The sequence below is a fragment of the Okeania sp. SIO2B3 genome (assembly GCF_010672525.1).
Lineage (GTDB): Bacteria > Cyanobacteriota > Cyanobacteriia > Cyanobacteriales > Microcoleaceae > Okeania.
This window is the reverse complement of sequence record NZ_JAAHGH010000005.1, coordinates 507,679-533,815: the sequence shown is the minus strand read 5'-3', so window position 1 is coordinate 533,815 and position 26,137 is coordinate 507,679. Positions and strand designations below refer to the sequence as shown.

The window sequence follows — 26,137 nt, the reverse complement described above, 5'->3', positions numbered from 1 at the left end:
ATTAAAGAATATGTGAAAAATCAATCTAACAGTTGACGGCATATTACTGAATTATTCTTAGTAATGTCACATAAATACTCATAATTATCTAAAATTATTACTAATTAAATAAATTCTCAATCCAAAATTATTCGTCACTTTTAAAGGGATTTAAAAATCCGTCGCAGGGCACTATTTTAGATATGTCATTCCACTACTATAATTTAAATACTTAATCTGAAATACTAACTAAAATCTACTGAAAAATTAGTTAAATGCCTACTTTTTGGTCGAATAAATCCTAAAACAATATCTTCTTTAGGAATATCTAATTCTAAAAGTTCTAAAGCAACTCCTCTTTCAGTTCCATCTGACTCAATGTAAATTTTTTCTCCCAAAATGCGCAGATGCAAAACAACAGCATGAACTCGCCCTGTTTCATCCCATCCTGTATCAAGCAATAAATAATTATTCATTATTGGATCGCAAACCAATAGTGGTTCAATGTTTCCATGACTGGGTTGATATTGGGCGTGTTTTTGGAGAATTTGGATAATAATTTTGCGGTAATGTTCTAATTTAGGTTCTAATTTAGCCATTGAATAATTACCTCCTTATCTGGATCGAAAATGAATAAATTAATTGTTTGGTCGCTGACAATATCTTGAATAGCTGGTTGTTGAAAAAAATCTTGGTAAACCTCTTGGGGAATTGCTAAATATAATTTCCTGTCTGGATTAACACGACGCAATATGCTTCGATACATATTATATTGTCCAATAGTTTTTTGTAGTTCGGTTACTTGTGAAGAACTATTAAACACTTTGATTTCTACGGCTATTTTCTGTTCTGCTCTTTCGGCGGCTAATAGTTTTTCTGCTCCTAAGTCTGCATACAAACGCAGCCCTTTATATTCTAGAGTATAAGGATCGTTAGTGATAGTCCAGCCATCTTTGCTCAACGCATTTTTAACTTCGTTGTGATACAAATCGTATTGTGGCATTATCTAAGTTGAGGTTTAGATTTATGGTTTTTCAGGATATACAGGATATAATTATAACCTAGCATATTAAAATATAAATACTAGCTAATAAAAAGTGATTTTGAGGTGAAAGGAAAAGAGTATGCAAAGTCTGGAATAGAGGATTATTGGGTGTTGGATGTGAATCATCGTCAGTTGTATGTGTATTGACAACCTACTGAAGATGGATATCAACAGGAAATGATTTTAGGGGAAGATGACGCGTTGGCGGAGCAAGTGCGGCAGCTACATCGCTCCTAGAGAATTTCTCGATTGTGTGATTTTGGTTGGGGAGTTGTTGCGACCTATGGCAAAAATTAATAATTAATAATTAACAATTAATAATTAATAATTAGACATCTCCAGAAAATAAACTTACCCTTTATTTAACATTAGCTAGAGTTGTAAAAGTCAGCCCCCTAAATCATTTTTCGTACTTTTTTCCTAAAAATCTATTCCCTGTTGCCTGCTATGTGCAAAAAGTCTATATCTTTTTCACCAGATGTCTATTACCTCTACTTAATTCCTTTTTGAAAATACTATGAATCAACTATTACCTTTGGATTTTTCTCAGCAAGACCTACGACATCGTGATTTTCAAGGTCAAGACCTGACAGGAGCTAATTTTAGCGGTTCTGACTTGAGAGGTTGCAATTTTCAGGATGCTATCCTAGCAGAGGCAAATTTTCGAGGTGCAAAAATTGGACAATGTAGGAGCAAAATTAGGACTTTGATCGCTCGTTGTGCTGGAGCGGCGATCGCTGTTACTATTGCGAGTGCTTTTGCTAGTTTTGTTGCTGGTGAAATGGCAGGGGTTGCTGCTTTAATTGGAACTGGGGTTGTGGCGGTTGCCATTACTAATGCTGAGAATGAGATTATTGCTGCGGTTTTAACAGGTACTTCAGCAGTTATTGGTTCGAGTGGTATTATCTCTTTTTTTGCTGGAAATATAGTTAAGGCATTGTTATTATTTTTGTGTTCCGGAATAGTTTTTGGATTGGCGATAATTTTGTTTTTTCAAGTTGTTATCAAGTTGGAGAAGTTATCAAAAACATCTTTTGAGGATGCAAATTTAACTAATGCTATTTTTGATGAGGCAGTTATATCAAATCCGGTTAAACAGTTATAAATTTGTTAAGTAAGGAGGAGTCAACCCACCCCTAGCCCCTCCCAGGAGGGGAATAAAGAAGAAGAAAGAGCAGTAAAGGGAGAAAGTTTTTTGTTTGCGCTCTTATCCGGACAAGATATCATACCTCTTTTCACCAACGCCAAAATAACCTAGCTATTTGTAGCAAATATCGATCATGCTTGTTACACAGGGCAAATATCCCTACTCCCTTATTTATAACGCAAATAGGTTAGGACATTTATCAATGCTCAAACTCAGTCAGATACTATATCATTTCCGGTAGCATCGTTTGTGTATAAAATTAAGGTGACACTCTTGAGAAAACCTTCTGCCTACCCCCCCCCTTTCAAAGGGGGGTTGGGGGGGATGCTTTCTGCCTTCCTTCCACCAAAGTCTAATTATTCAACCGGACATGATATTACTTTTGACTTTTAACTTTTGACTTGCGCGTAGCGCTATATAAGTATTCAAGCGGACATGATATAATCAGTCTTTTGCTATAAAGTTCCACATCCAAAATAACCATGAGCAACAGTATATTAGACGATCGCTTTTTTACCAGACCCACCGATGGTCAAATTTTCTCATTTCCCATATTAATAGTGGGTGGTTCCACTGCAGCATATTCGGCAACCCTGGGTGCATTAAAAGCGGGTGCAAATGTTTGCCTGGTGCAACCAAAACAAATATTAGGCGGACAATTTACAACTCAAGCATTACCCGCTTCCGACGACCCTCAACTAGACAAAAAATTTAATCCAGGGGAAATATATGAAGATAAAGTAGACCGAGACAAATACGCCTTTTCCCAGACTCAATGGCAATTCCGCGAACGTAGTCGGGAACTCCAACCAGTTAATGGTAAGAAAATTGATAACCCTGGTGGGGGTTGGGTAAGTAATTTTGCCACGACAACTGTAGTTATGGCACAAGCGCTTAACGAAGCGATCGAAGATTTTCTCAGCAACGGCAAATTAACCCTCATTCCTTTTGCTGAACCTGTAGAAATTTTGTTTAGTCAATCTCCCAATGAACGACGACAGGTAACGGGTGTTGTATTTCAAGATGTGCAGAATAATCAACGTTTTACAGTCAATGCTCAAATTACTATTGAAGCGACAGACTTGGGAGACTTACTAGAATTAGGAAATATTGAATCCAGAGTCGGACAAGAATCACAAAACGACACGGGTGAACCACTTCTTCCCCAACAACCTTTTCCCGAATGTCAACAGTCAATCACTTTTTGTGCTGCTGTGGAAAAAACTGCTGAGGGAGCAGGTGTTCCCATCGCTAAACCAGAAGGTTATGGCATCGAACCTTGGTTACAGACAGATAAATTTACCAGCACTTATCAAGGACGAGCATTTTTTGAGCGGTTTGCAATTTTTACTTATCGACGGATAAGACGTCTCAAGGAAGGATATATTCCAACTACGAGTAATGGTGATGTAACTATCCTCAATTATGAGTCCAATGATTATAAAGTTGGTTTGTTGACTGGGGTGAGTCGGAGCGACCGCCAAAAACATCTTCAGCAAGCAAGGGAATATACCCAAGCTTATATCTATTACCTCCAGTCGCAAACATTGAAAACCAACAACTGGATATTAATAGGTAAGGTAGGGGAATTAAAACCACGGGGAGACTTGACTTGGACTAATGATGGTATTGCCCTCGAACCCTATATCCGTGAAGCAAGAAGAGGGATAGCATTAACAACTATTGTTTATCGAGATACTGCGCAACAATATTATGGCGAACAAGCACGGGGACGATGTTTTGAAGACAGCGTTGGTATCGGTCATTATGCTTTGTTTGATATTCATCCCACCGATAACCCGAACCATCTTGTTTTTAACAGTAAAGATGAGATGAAATGTTTGCCTTTTACTATTGCGTTAAAAGCAATGGTGCCTATCAATACGGATAATCTAATTTTATCGGCGAAAAGTATTGGCACGACTCATTTGAGTAATTCTGTATATCGGATGCACGCTGTTGAGTGGGCGATCGGTGAAGCAGGGGGTCATTTAGCTGCTTTTGCTCTGAATGAAGGGGTGGATATTCGGACTATTGCTACAAATAAACGACTCATTTATAAATTTCAGGGTTTGTTAACTCGTAATCAAATTCCCCTATTTTGGTATAACGATATTTCCCATGACGACCCTGACTTTGAGGCGATACAAATTCTTGCGGTGGCAGGTTTTGTACGGACTGAGAATTACAATCATTTATATTTTCTACCAGAGGGAACGGTAAACCGAGCAGTTGTTTCGGTAGCGGTGGTAAATGTGATGGGTTTTGAAATGCTTAATCCTCAGTTTCCCACTTTTCTCGATGTACCGAAGGAGCATTTTGCCTATCGTGCTGTTGAAACTATGGCAGCAAAAGGTATTGTTTCGGGAGTGGGAAATGGATATTTTGCGCCAAATTTACAATGTACGCGGGAGCAGTTAGCGTTTATTGTTGGTAAAAGTGGAGATTTTGATGTGTTTCAGTTATTTGGGTCTTCCGGTACACCTTTGGATGCTCAACCTTTGAAACGACGGGAGTTATCTCGGATTTTGTATATGGTATTGCGATCGCAATATGGTATTGATTAAATATTTTTGTAGGGGTTTGGTTATTAAACCCCTGTACAAGACTAACTATTAATTATTACCAATTCTGTTCATATTATAAATATTAATGATATTGTCTTTATCAAATATAGATACAGTTCTAATTTCATGAACACTAGGAATAGAAAAAGGTTCACTACTGACTAATTTTTGTTGAAATCCAATAAAAACTATAGCTAAGGAGGAGGTTTTAATAAATTGTTTCAGATAATTACTTTTAATCAAAAGACCAAAATCACTTTCTGTAGAAACTTCAGTAATTTGAACAACTTTTCCTTCATCTATCCAACTAGATTTAGTATTCCACTTTAAGTTTCCAAAATTCACTAAATCTGGCACGGGAACATTCAAACTTGGGATAGACTCTTCTTGACTACAATCATATTCCCAGTCATTACCTCTTAATAGTTCAATAGTTGTAAATTCAGCATGGTCTGTACCTGGTAGATTGTATTTTAAGGATATTTCCCCAGTTTCAAAACGCTGCTGAGAAGCTATGGTATTTGGATACTCTCCCATCAATAATTTATAATCATTTGGCAGTTGTAAATCAGGATAAAATTTAGTAGAATATAATTCTTTTTTGATAGCCTCAATATCAGAAAAAGGTACAAATACTGTTCTAATAATGGTTACTAAATCTCGACAGGGGTATTTGGCATTAGTTTGATTAGATACAACTTTTTTCAATGAAGAATTTAGTGAAAGATGCAACCATTTTTCCCCTCGATTATCGGTAGTTTGTATTATTTGTTCTATGTTAGGAAAATCCTGTAATTCTATCCATTTACTATCATTTAAATCAGAGACTTTATCGAAACTATAATCAACAGGTTTATACCATTCTGTATTAACTTTTGATTTAGATAAGAAAGCTCGTAAATCAGTAGAGTCGATATCTCGTATATCTATACCTTGTAATCTTGGGAGAGAAGTTTCATTTTCCCATGAATTTATTTTTCTTGGTAAATGGTCTGCTAAAATTCCTGCTAAACGTTGTAATAAAATCCAGTAATATTTTTTGCCAAGTCTTTCAGCCCAAGTTTGTCGTCCTCTTCCACTTCCATATTTTCTGAGAAGAGATAAATCGTATTTGTAGCATTTTTCATTTAAACCTGGATAACCTAATTCAGAAACACTTTTAATAAACCAACGATGAATTTCTTGTTGTTCTATTCTTGGATTTTCAACGCTGTCATCATTATAAATAACATGAGATTCTAACATAGAACTGGCAAAATCAGTTTCAGTTAATGTATCGAGGAATAATTCATTTAGATTCATATTTTCTTGGGAAATATCTTGCTCTATTTCTAGATTTTTAACTAATGTATCGAAGAATAATTCATTTAGATTCATATTTTCTTGGAAAATGTCTTGCCCTATTTCTAAATTTTCAACGCTGTAATAATGAGAAAGAACACGACCTTCTAAAACATATCTGGCAAAATCAGTTCCAGCTAATTTCATATTTCCTTTAAAAGCATCTTTCTTTCTTAAATGAGCAATATCTTCTTCTGACGGAATTTCAATGAATTGACTATTGTAAGGTGGTCTAAATTTACTAGCATCAATAGTATCGCTTAACAAATTCCGACTATAAGCTAGTTCAATAATTAATCTTAACCAATCACGGATAAGAGCATTTTCAGGAATCTTTTCTAGATCAAAAACCTGAGTATAAATTGTATTGGCAACATCCCGAAGTAAATCATTATTATCTAAAAGTAAAATTCCACTATAAGTAGCTAAACTCACCCTTTCCAAAACATAATCATCATCAATATCAAAAAATCGAACTAGAGTAATTTTAATAATACTAGAATGACTCATAAAAAGTCTGGTTAAACCTTTAGTTGCTCTATCTCTAACTCTTCTATCTGAAGCAGCACAACACCAACTTAAAAATATTGCCCATAAACGACTTGTTTCTTGACTAAATGAAGATAAATCTGCTTGAAGCGACCATTCAATTAAACGCCAAGCTCCGCCTTTTTTCTCAAAATCTTCCTGAAGCAAAGCAGACCAAAAAGGGTCTCTACTTGTTAAACTATGTTGATTTAATAACTCATCAATAAATTCAGCATTAAGTGGATGATTTGGAATGACAGCAATTCCAAAAATGGCATCTAAAATTGTGGGACAAGAATTAGAATTAGATAATCCTTCAATAATTAACTCTTTAGTTTTTTCAGAAAAAGTTTTAATAGCACGCCATTGAAATCCAGAACTAATAATTGGCAATAAAAAATTGTAACGGTCTATATTTTCATTTTGGATAACATCAGTTAATTCTACCTGAAATTTCTCAGGTAAAATAATCGAAAATGCTTCTAGCAAACCCTTATTTTGACTGAAATTTTCATCAAAAGCATCAGGAATAATAATATCCCTTAATTTATTAACTGATTGTATAGTATTAGGATTAGTAGAATTCGGTTGGTAAGATTCAATTCCCTCCAAGAAAAACAAAGCAATTAAAAAATCTGCCACACGCTCAAATGTAAAACGACAAAACCATTGTTTAGGTGCAATAGGTCTACTTCTTTGTTCAATTAAAGCAATTAATCCTTCCTTTTCTAACTGAATAAATAGTGAGCGATCGCTATCATTAACAAAAAATATTTGGTTAACAATTTCTTCTGCTGTTTCTCTTGAAAGTAGGCGAGTTTTTGATTCAGCCATTTTTGTAGCTAAAGCATTAACAGCTTGAGTCACATTTTCATCTCTTTTATCGTAACGGCAAATTTCTGCTATTCTTTGATTTTTTTCCTCAAGTAATAAGCGTAAAATATCAGTAAATCCCACACTACCAAGAGGAATTGAGCGAGATTCTAAACCTTGTATAGCTTGACAAATTAAATGTAAAAATAAAGGATTAGTAAATTCTGATTGTAGTAATGGAGTAGCTGGTGGATCTAACTGATAAAATTCAAAAAATTGTTTAATCGCATCAAATTCACGCCCAAAAAAACCATTATGTTCAAACTCAATAAATTTATTTTTTTGACTTTCATCAAATACTTCATCTAAATAAGTATCGCGACATGAAACACATAATTTTAATCTAGGAAAATTAGTAATTTGTTGAACTAAAGGTGCTAACCAAGATATTTTCCATCTTCCCCTTTCTGGTGATTCATTAAGTGCATCAATATAAATTATTGCAGATTTTTCAGTTGCTTCTGCTGCTGCATCAATCATTCCCCAAAGTTCGTCTCGGCTGATATTTCCAGAGAATCCCAATTTATTAATAATAATTTTCCAAGGTTCATCTCCAGTAAAATCTTCACCATAAAATATTAGACATATTTGTTCTTTTTTATGAATATGTAGAGCATGGTCTACAATAGCGTGAGTTTTACCAACTCCAGCACATCCCCGAAGCAGCATAAATTGACTTCTAGGCAAAAGAAATTCTTGAGTATTTATCCATTCAAAAATTTTCTTTAGACATTTAAGTAAATCGCGAGTAGTATCTAGCTTTGCAGCAGGAAAGTGACAATTATATTCGGCTTCAAATTGTCTAAATCCAGGAGTATCTGCATTTTTACCATGTTTTTCAAGAAGAGCATTAAGGAAAATTTTCTCGGTTTTTCTTGTATTTTCTACTAAACTATAAACTTGTGAACTGACTTTTTTTGCATCAATATAAGATTGACAATCTTTACTTAAAACATCCTTCAGATAAATCAGTTGATGAGTAATATTTTTAACTATTCGACTGCTATTTTCTGATAAATCATTATCAACTTTTACATGACTATCCCATCTTTGAAAATTATCTGTAAATTCTTCAAAATATCGCTCATTTTTTTCTTTCCAACTATCTTGATAAGTAAAAGCATTTAAAGCATCAAAAGCACGAACATTTACAGAAAGTTGAGGAGAATAACGTTGACCAGCTTGAACTTCAGCATCATTTAATCGTTGTTGAAGCCAATTATTTGTCATTACCTCTCGGTCAAACCAATAGCGACGTAAACCACCCCCACTATCAACAGCAAGTAAATAATCTCTCAGTACACTTTCACTCCAAAATTCAATAGAAAGATAAATATTATTGGATGCTAGTTGTTGTAATTGTTTCTTTTTCCATTCTTCTAATGTATCAATTTTTCCTTTTCCTCTACCTGTTCGCCCCGTAAAATTGAATGAAATACAAAATATGTATTGTGTAAGTTCAGGATGATTTTTTACTGCTGTTTTCAGTGAGTCCTCCATTTGATCAAATTGAGCCTTTTCTAATTTATCAAAATATTTCGCCTGAAGTCCCCATTTATCACCTTTAGGCAAAATCCAAATTGCTTCAACTCCACCATCACCACCAGCACCTCGAAAACGTTGAAATTGACTATCTTTTGGTAATTGAAAATTTCGGTCTGAAATATTAGGCAAACGATGAAATATTTGACAGCATAATTCTTCAAATGCTTCTCTTAAACCACCATTATAAGGACGAATTTGTTGAAAGTTTATTTCTAGCATAAAAATTCTGAGTATAATTTACTTTTTGATAAATTGGCAATCCCAAATTAACATTAGATTTAGAACTTTTTTTCCATCTCAATTATAAGAATGCTTTGCCAACTTAACCCTTTCTTTTTCTGACAAATTTTCCTATAAAACACTAATATTTTCCACATAAATATTAACTTTAACCTTCTCACCAATAGCATATTGATTCAGATGAAAAGGATTAATATTTTATCTGCGGATAACTATCTTAGTTTTGTCAGTTAAACACACCACATCACGAGTATCTGTACCAATATAAACAATATTTTCTACTATCCCTGAAAAATCAGATTTTTCAGTAGGGGAGTAGGGGAGATTGAAGTAATTATAGAATTATCAACATATATTATCAGGACTTACGCACGAGGCACGAAAATTTCTAAGCACGGGAGCAAGATCCTCCCACTACTATGCCTCGTAACAAAAATAATGACAATGCACCACCATTAAAAATTGAATATAACAATATTTTTTCCACTTTGGTACAATATAATATCAGGACTTACGCATGAGGTACCAAAAACTAGGACTTGAGATTGCTTTCCGTTCCGAAATGCTCCGTAAACAACAGTGTCTCAAAAAAAATCTGCTGAGTGCTGACCGCTTCTTTAAAATTGGATAAAAGACTCTATCATTATTTTCAGCAAGGGTAAAAAATTATGGTTACAACTAATTTAATTCAGACAATAGCTGTTAATATTCCCAAAGAAATTAATCTCAAAATTACTCACGAACAATTTGTTGAGCTAGCACTGGTTAACCGAGATTTACAATTAGAAAGAACTGCCAAAGGAGAATTAATTGTTATGGCACCAACAGGAAGCGGTACCGGAAATCGTAACTCAAGTATTACAGGACAACTTTGGTTATGGAACCATCAAACAAAACTGGGGAAAACTTTTGATTCTTCTAGTGGTTTTCATCTGCCTAATGGTAGTAGTCGTTCTCCCGATGCAGCTTGGGTAAAACAGGAAAGATGGGATAGTTTGACTACGGAACAAAAAGAAACTTTCGCCCCTTTATGTCCTGATTTTGTAGTAGAATTACGTTCTAAAAATGATACTATTTCCGAGTTACAGAAAAAGATGAAAGAGTATCAATCAAATGGTGCAAAATTAGGTTGGTTAATTGACAGTAAAAATCGGCAAGTAGAGATTTATCGCCAAAATAGGGAAGTAGAAATATTGGAAAATCCTAATAGTTTATCTGGGGAAGATGTATTGCCTGGATTTGTTTTAGATTTGACAGAAGTTTGGGGTTAACTTCCCTGGCGGGAAGTCCCGCGCTCTCCGGTCAGGGGAGCGTCGTATGGGAAAGCCAGGGCCAACAGTCGGATACCTCCACAAATAAAACCTTCCTATATCCTTGACAAGCTAGGAGGTATGCATGTTATTATCAACGTCAACACAGGGGGAGGACATCACCTCTGTTAAAACAGCGGTCATTTTTTTTCATGACTGAAGAATCCCGCGTTATCGCGCTATGCGCAACGTCGGGAGTATGTCAATAACCACATCTATTACATAGGAAAATAGGGAAGAGATTAAAAATTTTCCTGCCTTGGTGGTGGTGCATCGTCATGGTTGTGCATTGCCATTATTTTTTTGACAAAGCACAACCGTGGGAGCATCTTGCTCCCGTGTCATATTATTTCTGTGTGGGGTGCTCTTGAAAAGATATTGGGAAGTAGATGAACTGATTAAGCATTGAAAATTGCTTCCAGACGAGATAACTTTATTGGGTAACAAAAATGGGGTAAATAATATCATGTCCGTTGGTATCGTTTGTGTATAAAATTGGGGAAATATTTAGCGCCATATAAGGTTTTTCCTTCTCTTAAAGCTTCTTCCTTCTTCCTTCTTCCTTCTTCCTTCTTCCTTACCTTCTCTATACAATACCGATGCTACCGGACATGATATAACAGCTAATCGCTTGGGAACTTAAAACAGATCTGTAGAAGTTAAAGTTAAAGTTGATAAACCAAACTCCTATTTTAAGATTGAGTAGATTGATAGCTTGTCAAAGGAACCGTAAGGTTATTATTATCAGTATGATGGGTATTATTATTGTTTAAATTCACATAATGACTAATAAGTTGGGTAAGATGAATGAAAGTCTGAATATCAATTTGACGTGATAATAACATTTCTCGATATTTCTCTTCTAAATTTTCCAGTTTATCCTTAACTTCTTCAGGGCATACTTCCGACATAGATTGCCATTCATCAATTAATTCTATGGTATTTTGAATATCTTTCTGATTTTGTTTTTCTTGCAAAATTCGGCATTCTTCTACCAGCATCTTTGTCATTTCTTCTAACTTTTCATAAGCTTCTTTAGGTAAATCTCCCTCAATCAACATTGACCTATGTTGCTGCCTTAATTCTTCTACTTCTTTAAGAGCTTGAATTGGATTTTCTTCTAAATTTAAACTAATGTTACTGAGAGCTAAACGGCTATTTTTAATCATATTGAGACACTGTTTATGACGCCACATTCGCAACAAAAATCCGAGAATACCTGTAGATATAACAATAATTATACCTGCCTGTAAATCTTGGTTTTCCTCCAAGTAGCGCATCCAAACTTGTCTGGGGTCACCTTGCTCAAATGCTTGCTGGGAACCAGGATGAAGATATACCAACCCACCCTGTAATAAAGAGCGAGCATTTCCGTTAGCAAGCTCTGGGTAAAATAATGAGTATTGTCGAGAAGATGAGATAATTGACCAAGTTAAAAGAGCAATTTTTTCCTTACTGACATCAGGACGAGTTACCAAAGCAGCAGCAGTAGAAATAGTAGGCAAATCTTCCTTAGGTATTGGTGGTAGAGGAATATAACTACCCTTTGGCATAGTTGCACTTTGATATGATTCTGGAAATTGAATAGTTAAGTAGTTAATAAAGGCAGTTGATATCGGAACTAACCTGAGCAAGGGAGGTTTTGCTAGCTCTGCTTGAATTTTCTTACTGCTTCCCACCGGACCAACATAGACGAAAGCATCTATTTCTTTCTGTTTCAGTTTATCTAATCCTTCTCTGATATCAATATTCGCTTCAATAATGTTTAGATTTGTGGCACTAAATAGTCGTCTAGCAGTGAAGTAAATACCGCTTTCCGGAGCACCAAAAATGACTCGCTTTCCGTCAAGGTCAGTAAAAGTATCGATCTCTGAGTCAGATTGTGTAATTAGGTGTAAATATTCATGGGCAAGAACAGCTATTGCTTGGACTTTGCCCATTTTCATTGCTTCACTGGCCACATCTAGTTGAACTAGAGCAAGGTCCGCTTCTCCATTGAGTAGGCGTTTGAGGTTTTGTTGCGAACCGTAGGAATCATAATTATCGCGGACTTTTATTTTCCCTACTTCACGAGCTGAAGTTACTATTTGCCTGCCTATATTCTCATAAGCACCTCCATTAGCACCACTAGAAAGGGTGAGACTGTAGCGTTGAGTAGTGCAACTCGTTAATGCGATCGCCCATAAAAATATACCTCCTATTCCTATTAATTTACTAGGTAGCTTATGATGAGGATATATAGCAGTTGATAATTTAGTAAATATATGCAATTTTTTATCTCCTTAAAAGGAAAAATTTTATGCCTAGAATAATGCGATGATTTATAGTTAACTATTACTATGCATGACTACTAATTCTCTAATCCAACTGAAATTATATCATGTCCACTTAAATTAGCGATCGAAAAATATCTTGTTTTTGGCTGAATAGCAGAAGGAAGGACTAAAGAACTAAAAAATCTTGTGTTGTCTGAGTTTTAAGTTTTTGATATATCCTCACCTTTCCTGATACTGGTATAATATAAGACATTCTATAGAACCCCTAAACGGATCTATTTAAAAACAGAGGAGGAGATGGGGAGATGGGGAGATGGGGGGATGGGAAGATGGGGAGATGAGAGTATTTTTCTACTTGCTTGGTGCACCTCTGTTCCCTGTTCCCTGTTCCCTGCTATAGAAATTGAATTTTGCTAGATAGACGAATGTCAATTTGGGATTTTTCTGCCCAACTATGAGCCTAAAATATTAACACGCATGAGCATCAATAGCTGAAAAATTTGCACTTTTTAAAGCTCCCAAAAAGGCACTTACCTTTGAAACAGGGGTAGAAGGAGAAAGTTTTTTGCTCCCCCTCTTATCTGAGGATATCATACCTCAAATCAGCAACGCCTTGAGATACTCCCGACGTTGCACTTGAGCGACAACGCAGGATTCTTCAACCCACAAAGGAGTTGCAGTTTATACAGAGGTGATGTCCTCCCCCTGTCTCGATTCAGTACGCCATTTTCTGGCTTTTCCATACGGCACTGAATCGAAGATTAAAGTGCGGGAATTCCCGCCAGCAAAGCCTTAAAAATAGACACTTATCAAAACTGTTTAAGCTTCAGCAACTGCGACATTAGTCTCTTGAGTTACTGGATAAACGCTCACTTTTTTCCGACTTTTACCTTTTCTTTCAAAAGTCACTACACCCTCAACTAAAGCAAATAAAGTATAGTCAGTACCGACACCAACATTATTGCCTGGATGGAATTTGCTACCACGTTGCCTGACAAGAATATTACCCGCTTTAACAACTTGACCACCAAAGCGTTTAACACCTAATCTCTGGGAATTAGAGTCGCGACCGTTACGAGTACTACCAGTACCTTTCTTATGAGCCATAATTTCCTCCAAATTTTATTATGTATAATAACTTCTATACTTATTCTGCCTGATTTTCTGGTTTTTCTTCAGATACATTTTCAACTTCTGCTGTAGTTTCTGAAGCTTGCTCGCTAATAGTTTCTACTGATTCTTGAATTTCTGTAGCTTCAGTTGCTGTTTCTGTAACAGTTTCACTTGCTTCTGGAGTTACTTCTGTAACCGAAGTCTGAGATTCTACTGCTGTTAATACTTTGCCATTAATACTTATGGAGTCAATCATTAGACGAGTAAGTTCTTGGCGATGTCCCCTTTTCTTACGAGTTTTCTTTTTAGGCCGCATTTTGTAGACAATAATTTTTTTGCCCCGCAAGTGTCTCATCACCGTGCCTTCGACAAGAGCACCTTCTACAAGAGGTTGACCAATATGAACATCTCCCTCATGTTGAACTAGAAGTACATTATCCAGAGAAACTTGATCTCCCTCCGCTGCTTGTAGAAGGTCAATATCGTAAAAGCGACCTGCTTCTACCCTCAGTTGTTTTCCACCTGTTTCAATAATTGCGTAACTCATTAAATTTGTGTTGATAGGTTTGCCGTACAGGTAGCTGGTTCTAACACTAATACCTTAAATGGTATTGTAGTTAGTTAAAATGGGCAAATGCCTTGATTTATTTACCAGCTTTTATTATGTCTGAACCTGGTCCGAGCAGGATTTAGACACACAATCTCCAATTATCTCTGACAAACGTAATTTTTGTCAAGTAGGGGCTAATGGCTATTAGCTAGGGCATAATTACTGGACCGACACAGCTAAAATGGTGCGTTAGATGGGGAGATGGCCAGATGGGGAGATGGGGAGAAAAAGACACCTAGAAACAAAAATAAGAGTGCACAGTTTTAGGTGTGTCAGTCTACTACGTTAACGCTGTTCTTAGAAACCTACGATAATCTATATAAATCTATGATTATCTGTTCTATTCTTGCTTCTATCTGGCAACGTCGGCGTTGTCCAGTCCACAAGCTGACACGGACGTTTGCTTTTGCTTCGCAAAACTGGCGTAACGCAACGCTGGCGCGAAACGCGCTAGCGTTGCGGAGCAAACTGCCCGCCATAGCTAAATTTAATGCTGCATTCAAATCTCGATCACAACTTAAATTGCAGTGTTCGCAATTAAAAACGCGCTCTGATAACAATAGAGACTCTTTAACAGTTCCACACCTACTGCAAGTTTTAGAACTAGGAAACCATCTATCAACGATGATTAACTCAGCAACCTAATAACTCACACTTGTACTCGCGCCTGTCTACGAAATTCATAAAAACCCATGTCAGCAACAGCCTTAGCTAGCTTGTGATTTGCCATCATTCCTGATACATTTAGGTCTTCACCCACCCCTCTAGCTCCCCTCCCGGGAGGGGATGGGGGTGGGTTGTGGTTTTTAGCTAGATAGGTAGTCAGTTTATGCAATGTATCTTTCCTGATATTGGCTATCCTGCCCTTGTAACTGAGCTATCTTAAGTTGAGATTTTTTCCAATTATTAGAAAATTTAGTTTTATGTCTGTTGAGGTATTGCAGTCGTGATAATTTAGATTCTAACTTTCGGTAAGACTTAGCGCCTTTCCTTCGGAATGCTTCCCTACGGGATGCTACGCAAACGCAAACAAATACTTCACCAGTAGATAACGTAGCTAGAGATTTTATACCTAAATCTACACCAACTACATCTACAGATTTCTCAGTATTTATGGAAGCTGAGTCTCAGAGCGAAACTGACAAACCATCTATCAGCTTTTCTACTAATAGTTACTGACTTGGGAGTAACATTGTCTGGTAATATTTCAAAGGTTTTAACCCATCCAATTCTCGGTAATTTTATGTGATTAAAGCCGACCGTAATTGAGCCATCTAAAGTAAAACTATCATCCCTACCTTTTTTCTTGAATTTAGGTTGACCAGACACTTTACTAAAGCAACGTTTCCAAGCTGATGATAAATATCTCAAAGCATATTGAGGCGCTGTTTTAGATACTTCATAATACCAATAGTTATTAGGTTTAACCATTGCTACTAATAGTTTATGAAGGTCAATTGCAGTGGGGAATTTAAGTTTACCTGAAGGATTATTGGAATTGTGATTAAGAATGTTTCTAGTTAGCCATAATCCCCAATTCCAGGCATGGCGAGCCACACCTGCGTGTTTAGCTAGCAAGGTTTCTTGTTGGTTATTTGGGTGTAACTCCGTTTTGAATCCTAGTAGCATAAAATAAAATATAGATAATCATAGAATATACTAGATAATCATAGATTATGTCAAGCTGTTAATTACCCCTACAAATTGTATAATGATCTACGCAACTATATTACTCCGAAGCAAACAGATTTGATATAATATAAAATTACCTCGGGTTCGGTATAAAAAAATGTTCCAACCGATGCGCCATTGTCAAATCTTTCTTGATATTCCCCTCCTGGCTCCCCTCCAGGGAGGGGCGGGGGTGGGTTGGGTTAGGGGTGGTTCCCCCTGTCCCCTGTCCCCTGTTGCCTGTCCCCTGTTGCCTGTTGCCTCCCAATATTAAAATCAATGACCACCACCGCTTAATACATCTCCAACAGCTTTACCTTCTAGTATACTAACCGCCCCTTCTAATAGCTTCTCTTCAATATATGGCTTGGTAAAGTACCCCTTTGCTCCCAACTCAAATGCCATTTCCATGTGTTTTTTTGCACCACGAGATGTCAACATCGCCACAGGTAAAGTATTCAAATTAGCATCTTTTTGCATCCGAGATAATAACTCGAAGCCATCCATCCGAGGCATTTCAATGTCACAGAATACCAAATCACACGGTAAACCTGCGCGCATTTTTTCCCAGGCATCCTTACCATCCCTTGCCTGTTCAACTCGATAACCAGCTTTACTAAATGTCATGGATAACAATTCACGGACTGTAATTGAGTCATCAACAATTAATACTGTTAACTCACTCTTTTGGTGCATAGGCAAAGATGCCTCATCTTCTTCGCTAGATGACCACATATTACCCTCATCTCGGCGTAGTCTTCCTGTTGCTAGGTTAATTAATTCAATGACATCTGCGATCGCTACAATATTACCATCTCCTAAAACTGTTGCTCCAGCAATACCAATAGGTTTAGGTATAGGACCCTCTAGTTGTTTAATTACAATTTCCTTCTGTTGCTCTAAAACTTGATCGACTTGCACCGCCAAAAATATGCCAGCAGAAGCAGAGCGCAAAACAACAATTGAAATCATATCTTCCTCAGCATTCATACCATACACATTACCGCGACGAAGATGACGATTATAAATCAGCAGCTCTCGTAAGTGACGGAAAGGCAACTTTGAGCCACGCCATTCTATATAATTTTCCTCGTTTTCTCCTGTTTTAATATCCTCTTTAGACACTTTAATCATATCTTCTACCCCATCCATAGGAAAAGCAATCCAGGAGCGATCGCTAATACAACATAATGCTTTTGAGATACTCAAAGTCAGAGGTAAGCGAATTGTAAACATTGTACCCTTACCAATAGTAGAGTCAATAGAAATAGTACCTCGAATTTCAGTTAAATTAGTTTTCACTACATCTAACCCAACTCCACGACCTGAAAAATTATCAGCCTTATCTTTTGTGCTAAAACCCGGATGAAAGAGCAAATCATAAACATCAATGTTAGACATCCCCTGAGCTTGTTGTTGAGTAATTACACCTTTTTCTATCGCTTTTTTCTTTACTTTTTCGGGATTAATTCCCGCTCCATTATCTGCCACCGAAATCACGGTTTGATTACCTTGGTGAAAAGCACGAATTGTGATTTTACCTTTACGAGACTTACCTGCTGTTAAACGTTGTTGAGGTGTTTCAACTCCATGAGTTATGGCATTATTAATTAGATGTTTCATTGGGTCAGAAAGCTTATCCTGAATCATTTTATCAATTAAGGTTTCTTTCCCTTCTACCTGTAAATTCACCTCTTTGCCACATTCCATTGAAATGTCTCGCACAGCACGAGGTAATAGTTGTACTGTTTGAGAAAATGGTATCATTCTTGCCTTGTTTAACCCCTCTTGTAGTTGAGTTGTCACCTGTCGGAGTATACGAGTTACTTTTTCTGCGTCATCAACCAGAAATTCAATATCAGAGGAAGATTCTCTTACTCGGACAATATATTCTATGGTTTCCTGAGCCAATAAATGGAAAGGAGTGAAATTTTCTACCCGGTCAAGATCGAGAGAGTCATCAAATTTTCTCTTTCCACTTATCTTGTCGGTGGCTTTATTAGATAAATTAGAGGTCTGAGTAGAATGATGTCCTTGACGACTGTCCCAAATTGCTCTTTCTAAAAGGGTTTTTTCATACAAGTCGTGCATTCGTTGTCCAGCATCACTTAGTAGCATTACCTGATGGAGCAGGTTATCTAGAAACTGGCGCATTCTTTCTTGACCTTGTTCTAAACTATTACGATTGACTACTAGCTCTCCTACTAAGTTACTGAGGTTATCTAGTTGTTTTGCAGGTACTTTAACTGTTTGCTCTGGAGGGCGTCTATTTCGGCGAGGAGTATTAGTAGTAGAAGCTCCACTAGATTTATAAGTATCTATATTAGGAGTTTCTAATAATTTATCTAAGTCACTAAATGGATCTTCTTCTGGTGGTTGTTTTGTTATACTGGCAGCTTCATCGCTAGGAGGTGTCTTTTCTACAACTGCTGTCTTTGATTTGAGTTTGGAATTAATTTCTGTACCATTTAATAGTTTTTCTAGTTGTACAAAAATATTGTAATTATCTAACTTTTCTCCATTTAGTATTGCTTCTAATTCAATAAATTTATAGTCTTCTGATTCTATTTGATTTTTAACTGTTAATTGTTGATTTCTTTCTGACTCTACAGAAGTTGTTTCACTCACTACATCATCTAACAACTTATTTAAGTCTACATCATCTACTACAGTTTCGGGTTTTTCTGCGGTAGGCCACAAATCTTCTATATTTACTGAAAGTTCTGAATTTTCTTGAGTTTCATTTTCATTATTGCTCTCAATTAAACTATCTAATGATTCATTAGAGTCTAAGTTAATAAAATCTAGATTTGGATCGTTGAATAAACTATTCAAATCATTATGTTCATCTTCCCAATTTACCTGCTCCACATTGATTGATTTCTGTGAGTATGACAATTCTAAATCTTCTCGATCGAATAATTGGGGAAAACTGGATGTCAAATCCTCTGATTCTATTTGATTTTCTTGTTGTTCATTTACTATTTCTAAATCTTCAAACAGTGCTTCTAAGTCTGCTACTTTTGAGTTTAAATCATTTTTGGTTTGAATTTGGCTTTGATTATTTTCTACTTTTACATCATTTTTAATTTCTTTTTCTTCATCTTGGATTGCTAATAAATCACTAAAATCTTCATCTAATTGAGATTTTTTGTTGGTCTTTTGGGGGATTGGTTTGATATTTTTTTGCGGATTATTTTTTGGTGAATCTACTTGTGAATTCCAGTAATTTTCAGAGTTTTTTACATCTTCTAATGCTGCCAAATCTCCCTCGTTTATAGCATTGAATAGGTTATCCAAATCTTCTGTCTGTTTTGCTTTACTATTATCTAGTTTTAAGTTAGTATTTTGCTTGTTAACATTACTCTGATTTTGTAGTGTCTTTTCTGTACTTTTACTAAACAAATCTGACAAATCTTCGTCTACTGGAGTTAAAAAACTAAATTCATTATGATTTTTTATTTTCGATGATTGTACAACTTCATTAACATCAAATAATAAGTCGGACAAATCACCAGAATCATCGCTGTCAATTTCAGATATCTTTAACTCCCCTGCTTCCACATTACCTTGATCTAGTATTTCTTCTTCTTCCCAACTAGAATCTAATTCTGGTGTTTCTCCTTCAAATAAATCTGCTAAACTATTTAGTTCTTTTACTCCAACTTCTGGTCCTTGTCTTACTTCTTGTCGATCTCCTAGTAAGTCATAGTTATTATTATCTATCTCCGTAGCTTCTAAGCTATTAAACCAGTCATCTATAGATTCTTCTTTTTTAGTTAATATGTCATTTCTGTTGTTTATTCCCTCGTTAATGTTAGTTGGGTTTTGTTGATTGTTTGTTTCATTTAACATATCTATTTCACCTATATTTTGGTTGATATATTCTGAATTTTTCGTTAAAGCTTTTAAATTTTCATCTATTACTATTTCTTGCTCTCGATTATCTATAATTAATTCTTGAGCTTGTTTCAAATTTTTAATTATGTTATGAGCAAGAGTATAGTATGAATTTTCGGTGTTAGCGATCGCCTTGTCGATCACCTCTATTAATTCTAACCAATTTGATGACACAGGATCTTGTTTGCCCTTGTCTGCTAAAAAAATACATATATTTTTCAATTTATTCCTTGTACTGGCATCATCATTTTGCTTGAATAAAAGCAACATTTCTCGCATTTTTTCTGAGACTTCTGCCATGAAAAAACTTTGTTTTTCACCACTGAATGATGGTATTTTTCCGACAATTATCCCCTTAGTTTCTCCTGCTAAATCATCTAGGTGTTCTTCTAACTCTTGAAATACTGGTTCTAATTTCTCTAGTTTAGTTTTTTCTTCCTTTTCTGTTAAACCAGAGTTGGAAAGTTGTTCTAATAATTCTTGTAAAGTATCTAAAACACTTAAAAATAAAGATTCTAATTTATTATCTACTTCGATGGAAGTTTCTCTCAGGATTTTGAAGCTATCTTCTAATCTATGAGCAATATTTCGTACACTATTAATTCCTAACATAGCAGCTCCACCTTTAACAGAATGAGCTGCTCTAAATAATTCGCTTAATAGTTCTTGATCTGCTATAGTATTTGGTAAGTTTAATATTCCATGTTCTATAGTATTAAAGTGGTCTTTTGCCTCTTCAATAAAATAGCGTATAATTTTTTTTGTTTGTTCTGTTTGTTCTATTTGCATATTTTTTATAGTTCTGGGTTCAACAGTATATCTTTTCAACTACTAACTTTTTTTTTGCATCCATTGAAAAATATGCCAGTCTTTTATTCTTTCAAATATCATCCATTAAATCTTAACTTTATTATATAGAATCCGGTTATATAGTATATGTTGATAATTCTATAATCACTTCAATCTCCCCTACTCCCCTACTCCCTACTCCCTACTCCCTATGCATGGTGGAGATGTCTAATTAATCTTTTGACTTGATCAAAATAATTGGGTCTAAAACCCCGCCTTTTAAGACGAAATATTTTTGGAGGCTTGCTCAAATCCCCGTTACAAAAATCATTTCTGAGTTCTGAGTTCTGAGTTCTGAGTTCTGAGTTCGTTATTGCTCTGCTGGGTCTACCCGGAAACGCTCTACTGAAGTTAATAGATCGCGAGCAACACCCACTAAATTTTGTAGGGAGCTATAAACTCGTTGAGATTCTTGAGAAGTTTCTTGAGCAGTCAACTCTACTGCCTGCATCACCTTTGATACTGATTGAGCCACTTCATTTTGTTCTACAGTATCTGCAGCAATAGAACGTACTAACACATCAATTCTGGTTGTAACTTGAACAATATCTTCCAGAGATTGCTTTGCTTCCTCTGCCAACTCCGTTCCTTTAATAACGTGCTGAGTTGCTTCTTCCATTCCAGTCATCACCCCTCCTGTTTCAGTTTGGATTTGCATCACTGTATGTTCGATGTTCTTAGATTCTTTAGCTGACTTATCTGCCAATTGTCTAACTTCATCAGCCACAACTGCAAATCCTTTGCCTGCTTCTCCTGCCCTAGCTGCTTCAATACTGGCATTCAAAGCCAACAAGTTTGTGCGAGAGGCAATACTAGAAATCGAACCTACAATCTTAGAAATTTCCTGAGTAAACTCTGATAAGCGCTTAACTCTTCGAGTTGCATCTGCCACACCTTCTCTGATTTGGAGAATACCAGCTACAGTACGGTCTACTGTCTCCCCTCCTTTCAATGCTAAAGCTGCTGCTGACCTTGCTACATCTTCAGTTTCACGAGCATTTTCAGCCACCCTTTGAATAGCATCAGTCATTACTTGCACAGACTGTAGAGTCGCTGCTAACTCTTCTGCCTGTCGCAAAGCATCCGTAGACAAACCCTGAGCAAAAGTCGCACTATCCATAGAACCCCTACTCACCTTCTGGGCAGCCTCTTTTACCTGATGTACAATTTCCCGTAAATTTTGAATTGTTAAATTAAAGGAATCTGCGACTGCTCCCAAAACATCAGCTGTAACTTCTGCACTAACAGTTAAATCTCCACGAGCTGCTCCTTCCACATCATCCAGTAAACGAATTACTTGCCTTTGTAAGTCTTCTTTAGCTTGTTCATTTTCCTCTGCCTTCCTTTGAGCATCAGTGTAAGTTGCTTGAATCACCTTAGCCATGTGGTTAAACTTAGCAGCCAGTTTACCAAATTCATCCTCTGAATAAACCGTTGCTCTAGCTTTTAAGTTCCCGTCAGAAATAATATCGAATTGAGTATGTAAATCTTTGTTAGCTCTTTCTATTTGTTTTGTGGTTAGACTACCAAGACCATAAGCAGTTAAAAAGCTACTTACTCCTGCAATACCAGTCATAATCCAACCAGTGCTACGCAAATAAGAAATTACTTCTGTTTTTTGCTCTTGATACGCTCTGTAGGAAACAACATTACTGACAAGGGCTACCGTAATTAATGATACTAATCCTGTTCCTATGGCTGTGTATAGTTGTTTTGTAGATAGGGAAGCATTTTCCCAGAATGCCAACCCACCTTGTTCAACCATTACAGTTGTATCTACAGCCTCTCCTTTAATTTTACTGAAGGTTGGGAGTTGATTATCTATGGGGATAGTTTCTTCATTATCAATCGCACTAGGATCGGTTCTGTTGTCAAACAAGGCTCCTGTTGTAGCACCCACTACCATTCCTGTGTCCATTGCTTCTATATTGGATGTTGCAGTACTCATATCGGGAGCAGTCATATCGGTCGGCATTTCCATCTCATCAGTTAGAGACCCATACTCTTCAAAATCACCAAATTCATCATCTTCTAGAAAACCATTTGTTTTTCTACCTTTAGTATTTCCTTCTTCATCTATATCAAAAGCTTCGCTGAATGCTGCTTCATCAAATTCATTGATCTCAAAACTATCCAGTTTTTCTGTTGCTCCTGTACCTAAATCTTCTATATTATTCCATTGTTCATATAATCCGTCTCCTAATTCATCTATTCCATCAATATCTTCTGTTTCTTCCCATCCGAAGCTATTATTATTTCCCATCAACAAAGTGGCTTGATCTAAATCTGAAAAATTACGGTTAGGCTTTTTATCTTCCGTTTCTGGAGTTATTCGTAAACGAGAATTATTGCTGTGTATATTATTTGTTTGTTCAGTAATCATCCCTTCTGAACTATCTAAAATTTCATCTATTACGTTCTCAAAATCATCATTAAGTTCATCTAAGTCTAAGTCTTCTATTTGACGTTCTTTTTCCACATTTGAATTAACCGTATTATTTTTTATATCTTCAGACTCTGTTCTGTCATTTTCTGCTATTTCTTCTTCTTTCAATAATTCTTCTTGTTGCTTGTTCCAGATTTCATCTAAGTCTTCATTCAAACTAAAATCTGATATTTTTCCAGATATACTTTCTAGGCTCTCACTACTATTTAAAACAGCATCATCTAGCAATTTTTCTGTATCTTTATTATTTTCTATCAATAACCTATTTTCTGATTCTTGGTCATCTTCACCAAAAGGTTCTTCATATTTTGTGAAATCTTCTAAATCTGATAAATCTGCTAAATCTGCTAAATCTTCATATTTTTGATTACTAGAATTACCATTTGTACTAAAAGGATTATTATCTTGCTCTGTCAGTTCTAAATCATCTAAATCTTCTAAATCTAATTTATCAAATCGATCTAATTCAAACTTTTCCGTTATTAATCCATCGTTATTTTCATCCAGAAAAATTTCTTTATCCGTAATATTTTCTAAGTATTTTGTATCTAATTCTAGGCTATTTTCATCCAGAAATAATTCTTTGTCTGCTATAGATTCTTGAGAGTTATAAATCTCTTCTTCCATAGCCACCTCATCCAAATTGTCATCAAAGTTAATATCTTCTAGAAATTCTTCTGATTCACTAGCAGCAGGATTATTTGTAATAACTTGTTCACTATCACTTATACCTTGTTGAGCATAGTTAATAAAATCTGGGTCGTCAGTTAGGTCTAATACCAAATGATATTGTTCTGTTGCCACATCATATTGATGGAGTCCATAACAATATATATGACCACAAAGAAGACGAGCACTAGGGTCTTCTGGATAATCCTGAATTAAATTATAAATTAAAGCTGCTGCTTCTTCATAATTACCTTGACTGTAGGCATCTTCTACTTTTTGATAATCTTGTAAAAAGTCTGTGCTTGATGATGTCATGCTGTCCCTCTCTCAATATAATTTTATTATTTTTTAGTTTTTTAATTTTATTGTTGACGGAATTGGGAATCAGCCTCAGTCAGAAATTTTAATATATAAACAATTCAATCAAACAATTATGTTGACTTACCAATTTTGACTTTTATTTAGGCTGCCCATCGAGCCGAGCGAATAATTGCTTCTTGATCCAGTAACCTGAGAACCTGTTCTCCCTTTTCATCAAAAATCCACTCTCCTTTTAAGAAGGGAGCCATGCCATCTGCAATATTTGTGGACATTTTTAGCTTCTTTTCATCAAGCCACTCCATTTCCACGATTCGTTCAACTGCTAATCCTAATATAGTGTCTTGGTCTTCTACTGCAATTACAGGAATCTCAGATTTATCTGGATTGATTGGGACTTGATCTCCGAGGAATTGACCTAAATCAGCCACCCAAATTACTCGTCCCCTTAAATTTATCGTACCTAAAAGTAAAGGAGAAACATTTGGAATTGCTGTAATACCTTCTGGAGATTGAGAGATAACCTCTCGAATATCCATTGCTGGTAAAGCGAACTCATTGCCTGAAGGTAGATAAAACCGCAGATGAAGTTCACCTTCAGGATTTTCTAGTTCTTGAATTCCAGTACCTTGGCCTGGTAAAAAGTCTTGATTTCCTACCATAGTTCTGAAAAATTTTACCTATCTTCTTAACAATTGTTTAACTGTTCCTACAAGTTCTGTGGGCTGGAATGGTTTAGCAATGTAAGCATCTGCACCTTGCTTTAAACCCCAGTAACGGTCAAATTCTTCTCCCTTAGAAGAACACATAACTACTGGAATATTCTTGGTTTTAGGATCGGATTTAATCCTCCTACAAACTTCATAGCCGTTCATTCTTGGCATCACAATATCTAGTACCACTATATCTGGTTTAGTATTCTTAAGTCGTCCCAAAGCTTCTACTCCATCATTAGCTACAGTAACTGCTAATCCACTATTTTTGAGAAGCTGGGAAATCATTTCTCTTTGGGTAACGCTATCTTCTACAACTAGAACTTTACTCATTTTTTTCTACCTGATAGCTTTGGTTTAGATTTATTGATAGTTAAAACATATATATTTATTAACATTTTTCTAGATTGGCTTTTTGCCCTAGCTCAATTAGTTTAAATTTAGAGCCACCAATAAATATCTATTTTCAATATTTCATGTTCTGGTCACTCTTCTTTATGATAACAGTATTGGTATTTATTAAGCTGTTTTATCTACTTAATAGGTAAGTTTTTTACTCTAAGAATTTCCTTGAACTGTGCATATTTAGACATTATAGTTCTGTCTAATACCAAATTGAAATGAAGCTGCATAGAATAATATTTAAAGCATAATTTACTAGATATAGGCGTAGATAGAGATAGATTGGTCTAATGAATTTCATCATTCTATGCAACCTCATATAAAAATGGTATAAAATTAAATACATATTTTATTACATACAATCTATTTGTTGTTTTAATTTGACAACTTAATAATGGACAATTAATCATTATTCTCTTGAGCTTAATGTAATATAGTTTACCCAGAAACTTTGTCTGTATTAAGTTCCAATCTCGAAGTTTTTGGCCCGCTGACTAAAATTCAGATGGCAGCCAATGGTATTTCAAATGATATTATATTTTCTCTTGACAATCTTCTATCATAAATGTTGAAAGAGGACTCCGGTTATAATCGC

Annotated in this window: 15 protein-coding genes and 1 pseudogene; 3 read left to right on the top strand and 13 right to left on the bottom strand. The window is 35.7% G+C overall.

Annotation, left to right across the window (positions count from 1 at the left end; translation table 11 throughout):
* Nucleotides 1-224: 224 nt before the first annotated feature.
* Nucleotides 225-578 carry a XisI protein gene (locus tag F6K15_RS07740; RefSeq protein ID WP_293059285.1) on the bottom strand — a complete coding sequence of 118 codons (354 nt, stop codon included), beginning with the start codon at nucleotides 576-578 and terminating at the stop codon, nucleotides 225-227.
* Nucleotides 566-982 (bottom strand): element excision factor XisH family protein, encoded by a 417-nt coding sequence (locus F6K15_RS07735; RefSeq protein WP_293059282.1) that lies wholly within the window; start codon nucleotides 980-982, stop codon nucleotides 566-568. The genes F6K15_RS07740 and F6K15_RS07735 overlap by 13 nt, the downstream gene beginning before the upstream one ends.
* Before the next feature lie 559 nt (nucleotides 983-1,541).
* Between F6K15_RS07735 and F6K15_RS07725 the strand changes: the two genes are divergently transcribed.
* Nucleotides 1,542-2,129: a pentapeptide repeat-containing protein gene (locus F6K15_RS07725; RefSeq protein ID WP_293059278.1), complete on the top strand. Its 588-nt coding sequence runs from the start codon at nucleotides 1,542-1,544 to the stop codon at nucleotides 2,127-2,129.
* Between the two features lie 524 nt (nucleotides 2,130-2,653).
* Nucleotides 2,654-4,738, top strand: coding sequence for an FAD-dependent oxidoreductase (locus tag F6K15_RS07720; RefSeq protein ID WP_293059275.1), 2,085 nt, complete (start codon nucleotides 2,654-2,656; stop codon nucleotides 4,736-4,738).
* Between the two features lie 48 nt (nucleotides 4,739-4,786).
* Here the strand turns inward: F6K15_RS07720 and F6K15_RS07715 are convergent, their stop codons facing one another.
* A complete protein-coding gene (locus F6K15_RS07715) occupies nucleotides 4,787-9,244 on the bottom strand; it encodes a hypothetical protein (RefSeq protein WP_293059272.1) in 4,458 nt (1,485 codons plus the stop codon).
* A gap of 689 nt (nucleotides 9,245-9,933) precedes the next feature.
* Between F6K15_RS07715 and F6K15_RS07710 the strand changes: the two genes are divergently transcribed.
* Nucleotides 9,934-10,536, top strand: a complete 603-nt coding sequence (locus F6K15_RS07710; protein ID WP_293059269.1) for a Uma2 family endonuclease — start codon at nucleotides 9,934-9,936, stop codon at nucleotides 10,534-10,536.
* A 731-nt stretch (nucleotides 10,537-11,267) separates the two neighbouring features.
* Here F6K15_RS07710 and F6K15_RS07705 read toward each other — a convergent pair.
* The 10 genes and pseudogenes from F6K15_RS07705 to F6K15_RS07660 all read right to left on the bottom strand — a co-directional run bounded on the left by F6K15_RS07705 (nucleotide 11,268) and on the right by F6K15_RS07660 (nucleotide 25,473).
* The gene (locus F6K15_RS07705) at nucleotides 11,268-12,845 is read right to left on the bottom strand and encodes a TAXI family TRAP transporter solute-binding subunit (protein ID WP_293059266.1); all 1,578 of its coding nucleotides are present in this window, start codon (nucleotides 12,843-12,845) and stop codon (nucleotides 11,268-11,270) included.
* A gap of 825 nt (nucleotides 12,846-13,670) precedes the next feature.
* The gene (gene rpmA / locus F6K15_RS07700) at nucleotides 13,671-13,958 is read right to left on the bottom strand and encodes a 50S ribosomal protein L27 (protein WP_293059263.1); all 288 of its coding nucleotides are present in this window, start codon (nucleotides 13,956-13,958) and stop codon (nucleotides 13,671-13,673) included.
* A gap of 163 nt (nucleotides 13,959-14,121) precedes the next feature.
* Nucleotides 14,122-14,511: pseudogene (gene rplU, locus F6K15_RS07695) on the bottom strand (50S ribosomal protein L21); the annotation flags it as partial.
* Nucleotides 14,512-14,879: 368 nt separating this feature from the next.
* On the bottom strand, nucleotides 14,880-15,200 hold the full coding sequence (locus F6K15_RS07690; RefSeq protein WP_293059411.1) for a zinc ribbon domain-containing protein: 321 nt from the start codon (nucleotides 15,198-15,200) through the stop codon (nucleotides 14,880-14,882).
* A 23-nt stretch (nucleotides 15,201-15,223) separates the two neighbouring features.
* Complete coding sequence (locus F6K15_RS07685) at nucleotides 15,224-15,409, bottom strand: hypothetical protein (protein WP_293059261.1); 186 nt, start codon at nucleotides 15,407-15,409, stop codon at nucleotides 15,224-15,226.
* Between the two features lie 269 nt (nucleotides 15,410-15,678).
* A complete protein-coding gene (locus tag F6K15_RS07680; protein WP_293059258.1) occupies nucleotides 15,679-16,203 on the bottom strand; it encodes a transposase in 525 nt (174 codons plus the stop codon).
* A gap of 318 nt (nucleotides 16,204-16,521) precedes the next feature.
* Nucleotides 16,522-20,934, bottom strand: coding sequence for a response regulator (locus F6K15_RS07675; RefSeq protein ID WP_293059255.1), 4,413 nt, complete (start codon nucleotides 20,932-20,934; stop codon nucleotides 16,522-16,524).
* Between the two features lie 370 nt (nucleotides 20,935-21,304).
* The gene (locus F6K15_RS07670) at nucleotides 21,305-24,424 is read right to left on the bottom strand and encodes a methyl-accepting chemotaxis protein (protein WP_293059253.1); all 3,120 of its coding nucleotides are present in this window, start codon (nucleotides 24,422-24,424) and stop codon (nucleotides 21,305-21,307) included.
* 146 nt (nucleotides 24,425-24,570) lie between these two features.
* The gene (locus F6K15_RS07665; RefSeq protein ID WP_293059250.1) at nucleotides 24,571-25,089 is read right to left on the bottom strand and encodes a chemotaxis protein CheW; all 519 of its coding nucleotides are present in this window, start codon (nucleotides 25,087-25,089) and stop codon (nucleotides 24,571-24,573) included.
* Between the two features lie 18 nt (nucleotides 25,090-25,107).
* Nucleotides 25,108-25,473 carry a response regulator transcription factor gene (locus F6K15_RS07660; protein ID WP_124143464.1) on the bottom strand — a complete coding sequence of 122 codons (366 nt, stop codon included), beginning with the start codon at nucleotides 25,471-25,473 and terminating at the stop codon, nucleotides 25,108-25,110.
* Nucleotides 25,474-26,137: the final 664 nt, after the last annotated feature.

Excerpts from the sequence above, each read along its gene's own strand:
- F6K15_RS07710 (WP_293059269.1), top strand. The coding sequence starts at position 9,934 with ATGGTTACAACTAATTTAATTCAGACAATAGCTGTTAATATTCCCAAA.
- F6K15_RS07715 (WP_293059272.1), bottom strand. The coding sequence starts at position 9,244 with ATGCTAGAAATAAACTTTCAACAAATTCGTCCTTATAATGGTGGTTTA.
- F6K15_RS07660 (WP_124143464.1), bottom strand. The coding sequence starts at position 25,473 with ATGAGTAAAGTTCTAGTTGTAGAAGATAGCGTTACCCAAAGAGAAATG.
- F6K15_RS07725 (WP_293059278.1), top strand. The coding sequence starts at position 1,542 with ATGAATCAACTATTACCTTTGGATTTTTCTCAGCAAGACCTACGACAT.
- F6K15_RS07740 (WP_293059285.1), bottom strand. The coding sequence starts at position 578 with ATGGCTAAATTAGAACCTAAATTAGAACATTACCGCAAAATTATTATC.
- F6K15_RS07735 (WP_293059282.1), bottom strand. The coding sequence starts at position 982 with ATGCCACAATACGATTTGTATCACAACGAAGTTAAAAATGCGTTGAGC.
- F6K15_RS07665 (WP_293059250.1), bottom strand. The coding sequence starts at position 25,089 with ATGGTAGGAAATCAAGACTTTTTACCAGGCCAAGGTACTGGAATTCAA.
- F6K15_RS07680 (WP_293059258.1), bottom strand. The coding sequence starts at position 16,203 with ATGCTACTAGGATTCAAAACGGAGTTACACCCAAATAACCAACAAGAA.
- F6K15_RS07675 (WP_293059255.1), bottom strand. The coding sequence starts at position 20,934 with ATGCAAATAGAACAAACAGAACAAACAAAAAAAATTATACGCTATTTT.
- F6K15_RS07720 (WP_293059275.1), top strand. The coding sequence starts at position 2,654 with ATGAGCAACAGTATATTAGACGATCGCTTTTTTACCAGACCCACCGAT.
- F6K15_RS07670 (WP_293059253.1), bottom strand. The coding sequence starts at position 24,424 with ATGACATCATCAAGCACAGACTTTTTACAAGATTATCAAAAAGTAGAA.
- rpmA (WP_293059263.1), bottom strand. The coding sequence starts at position 13,958 with ATGGCTCATAAGAAAGGTACTGGTAGTACTCGTAACGGTCGCGACTCT.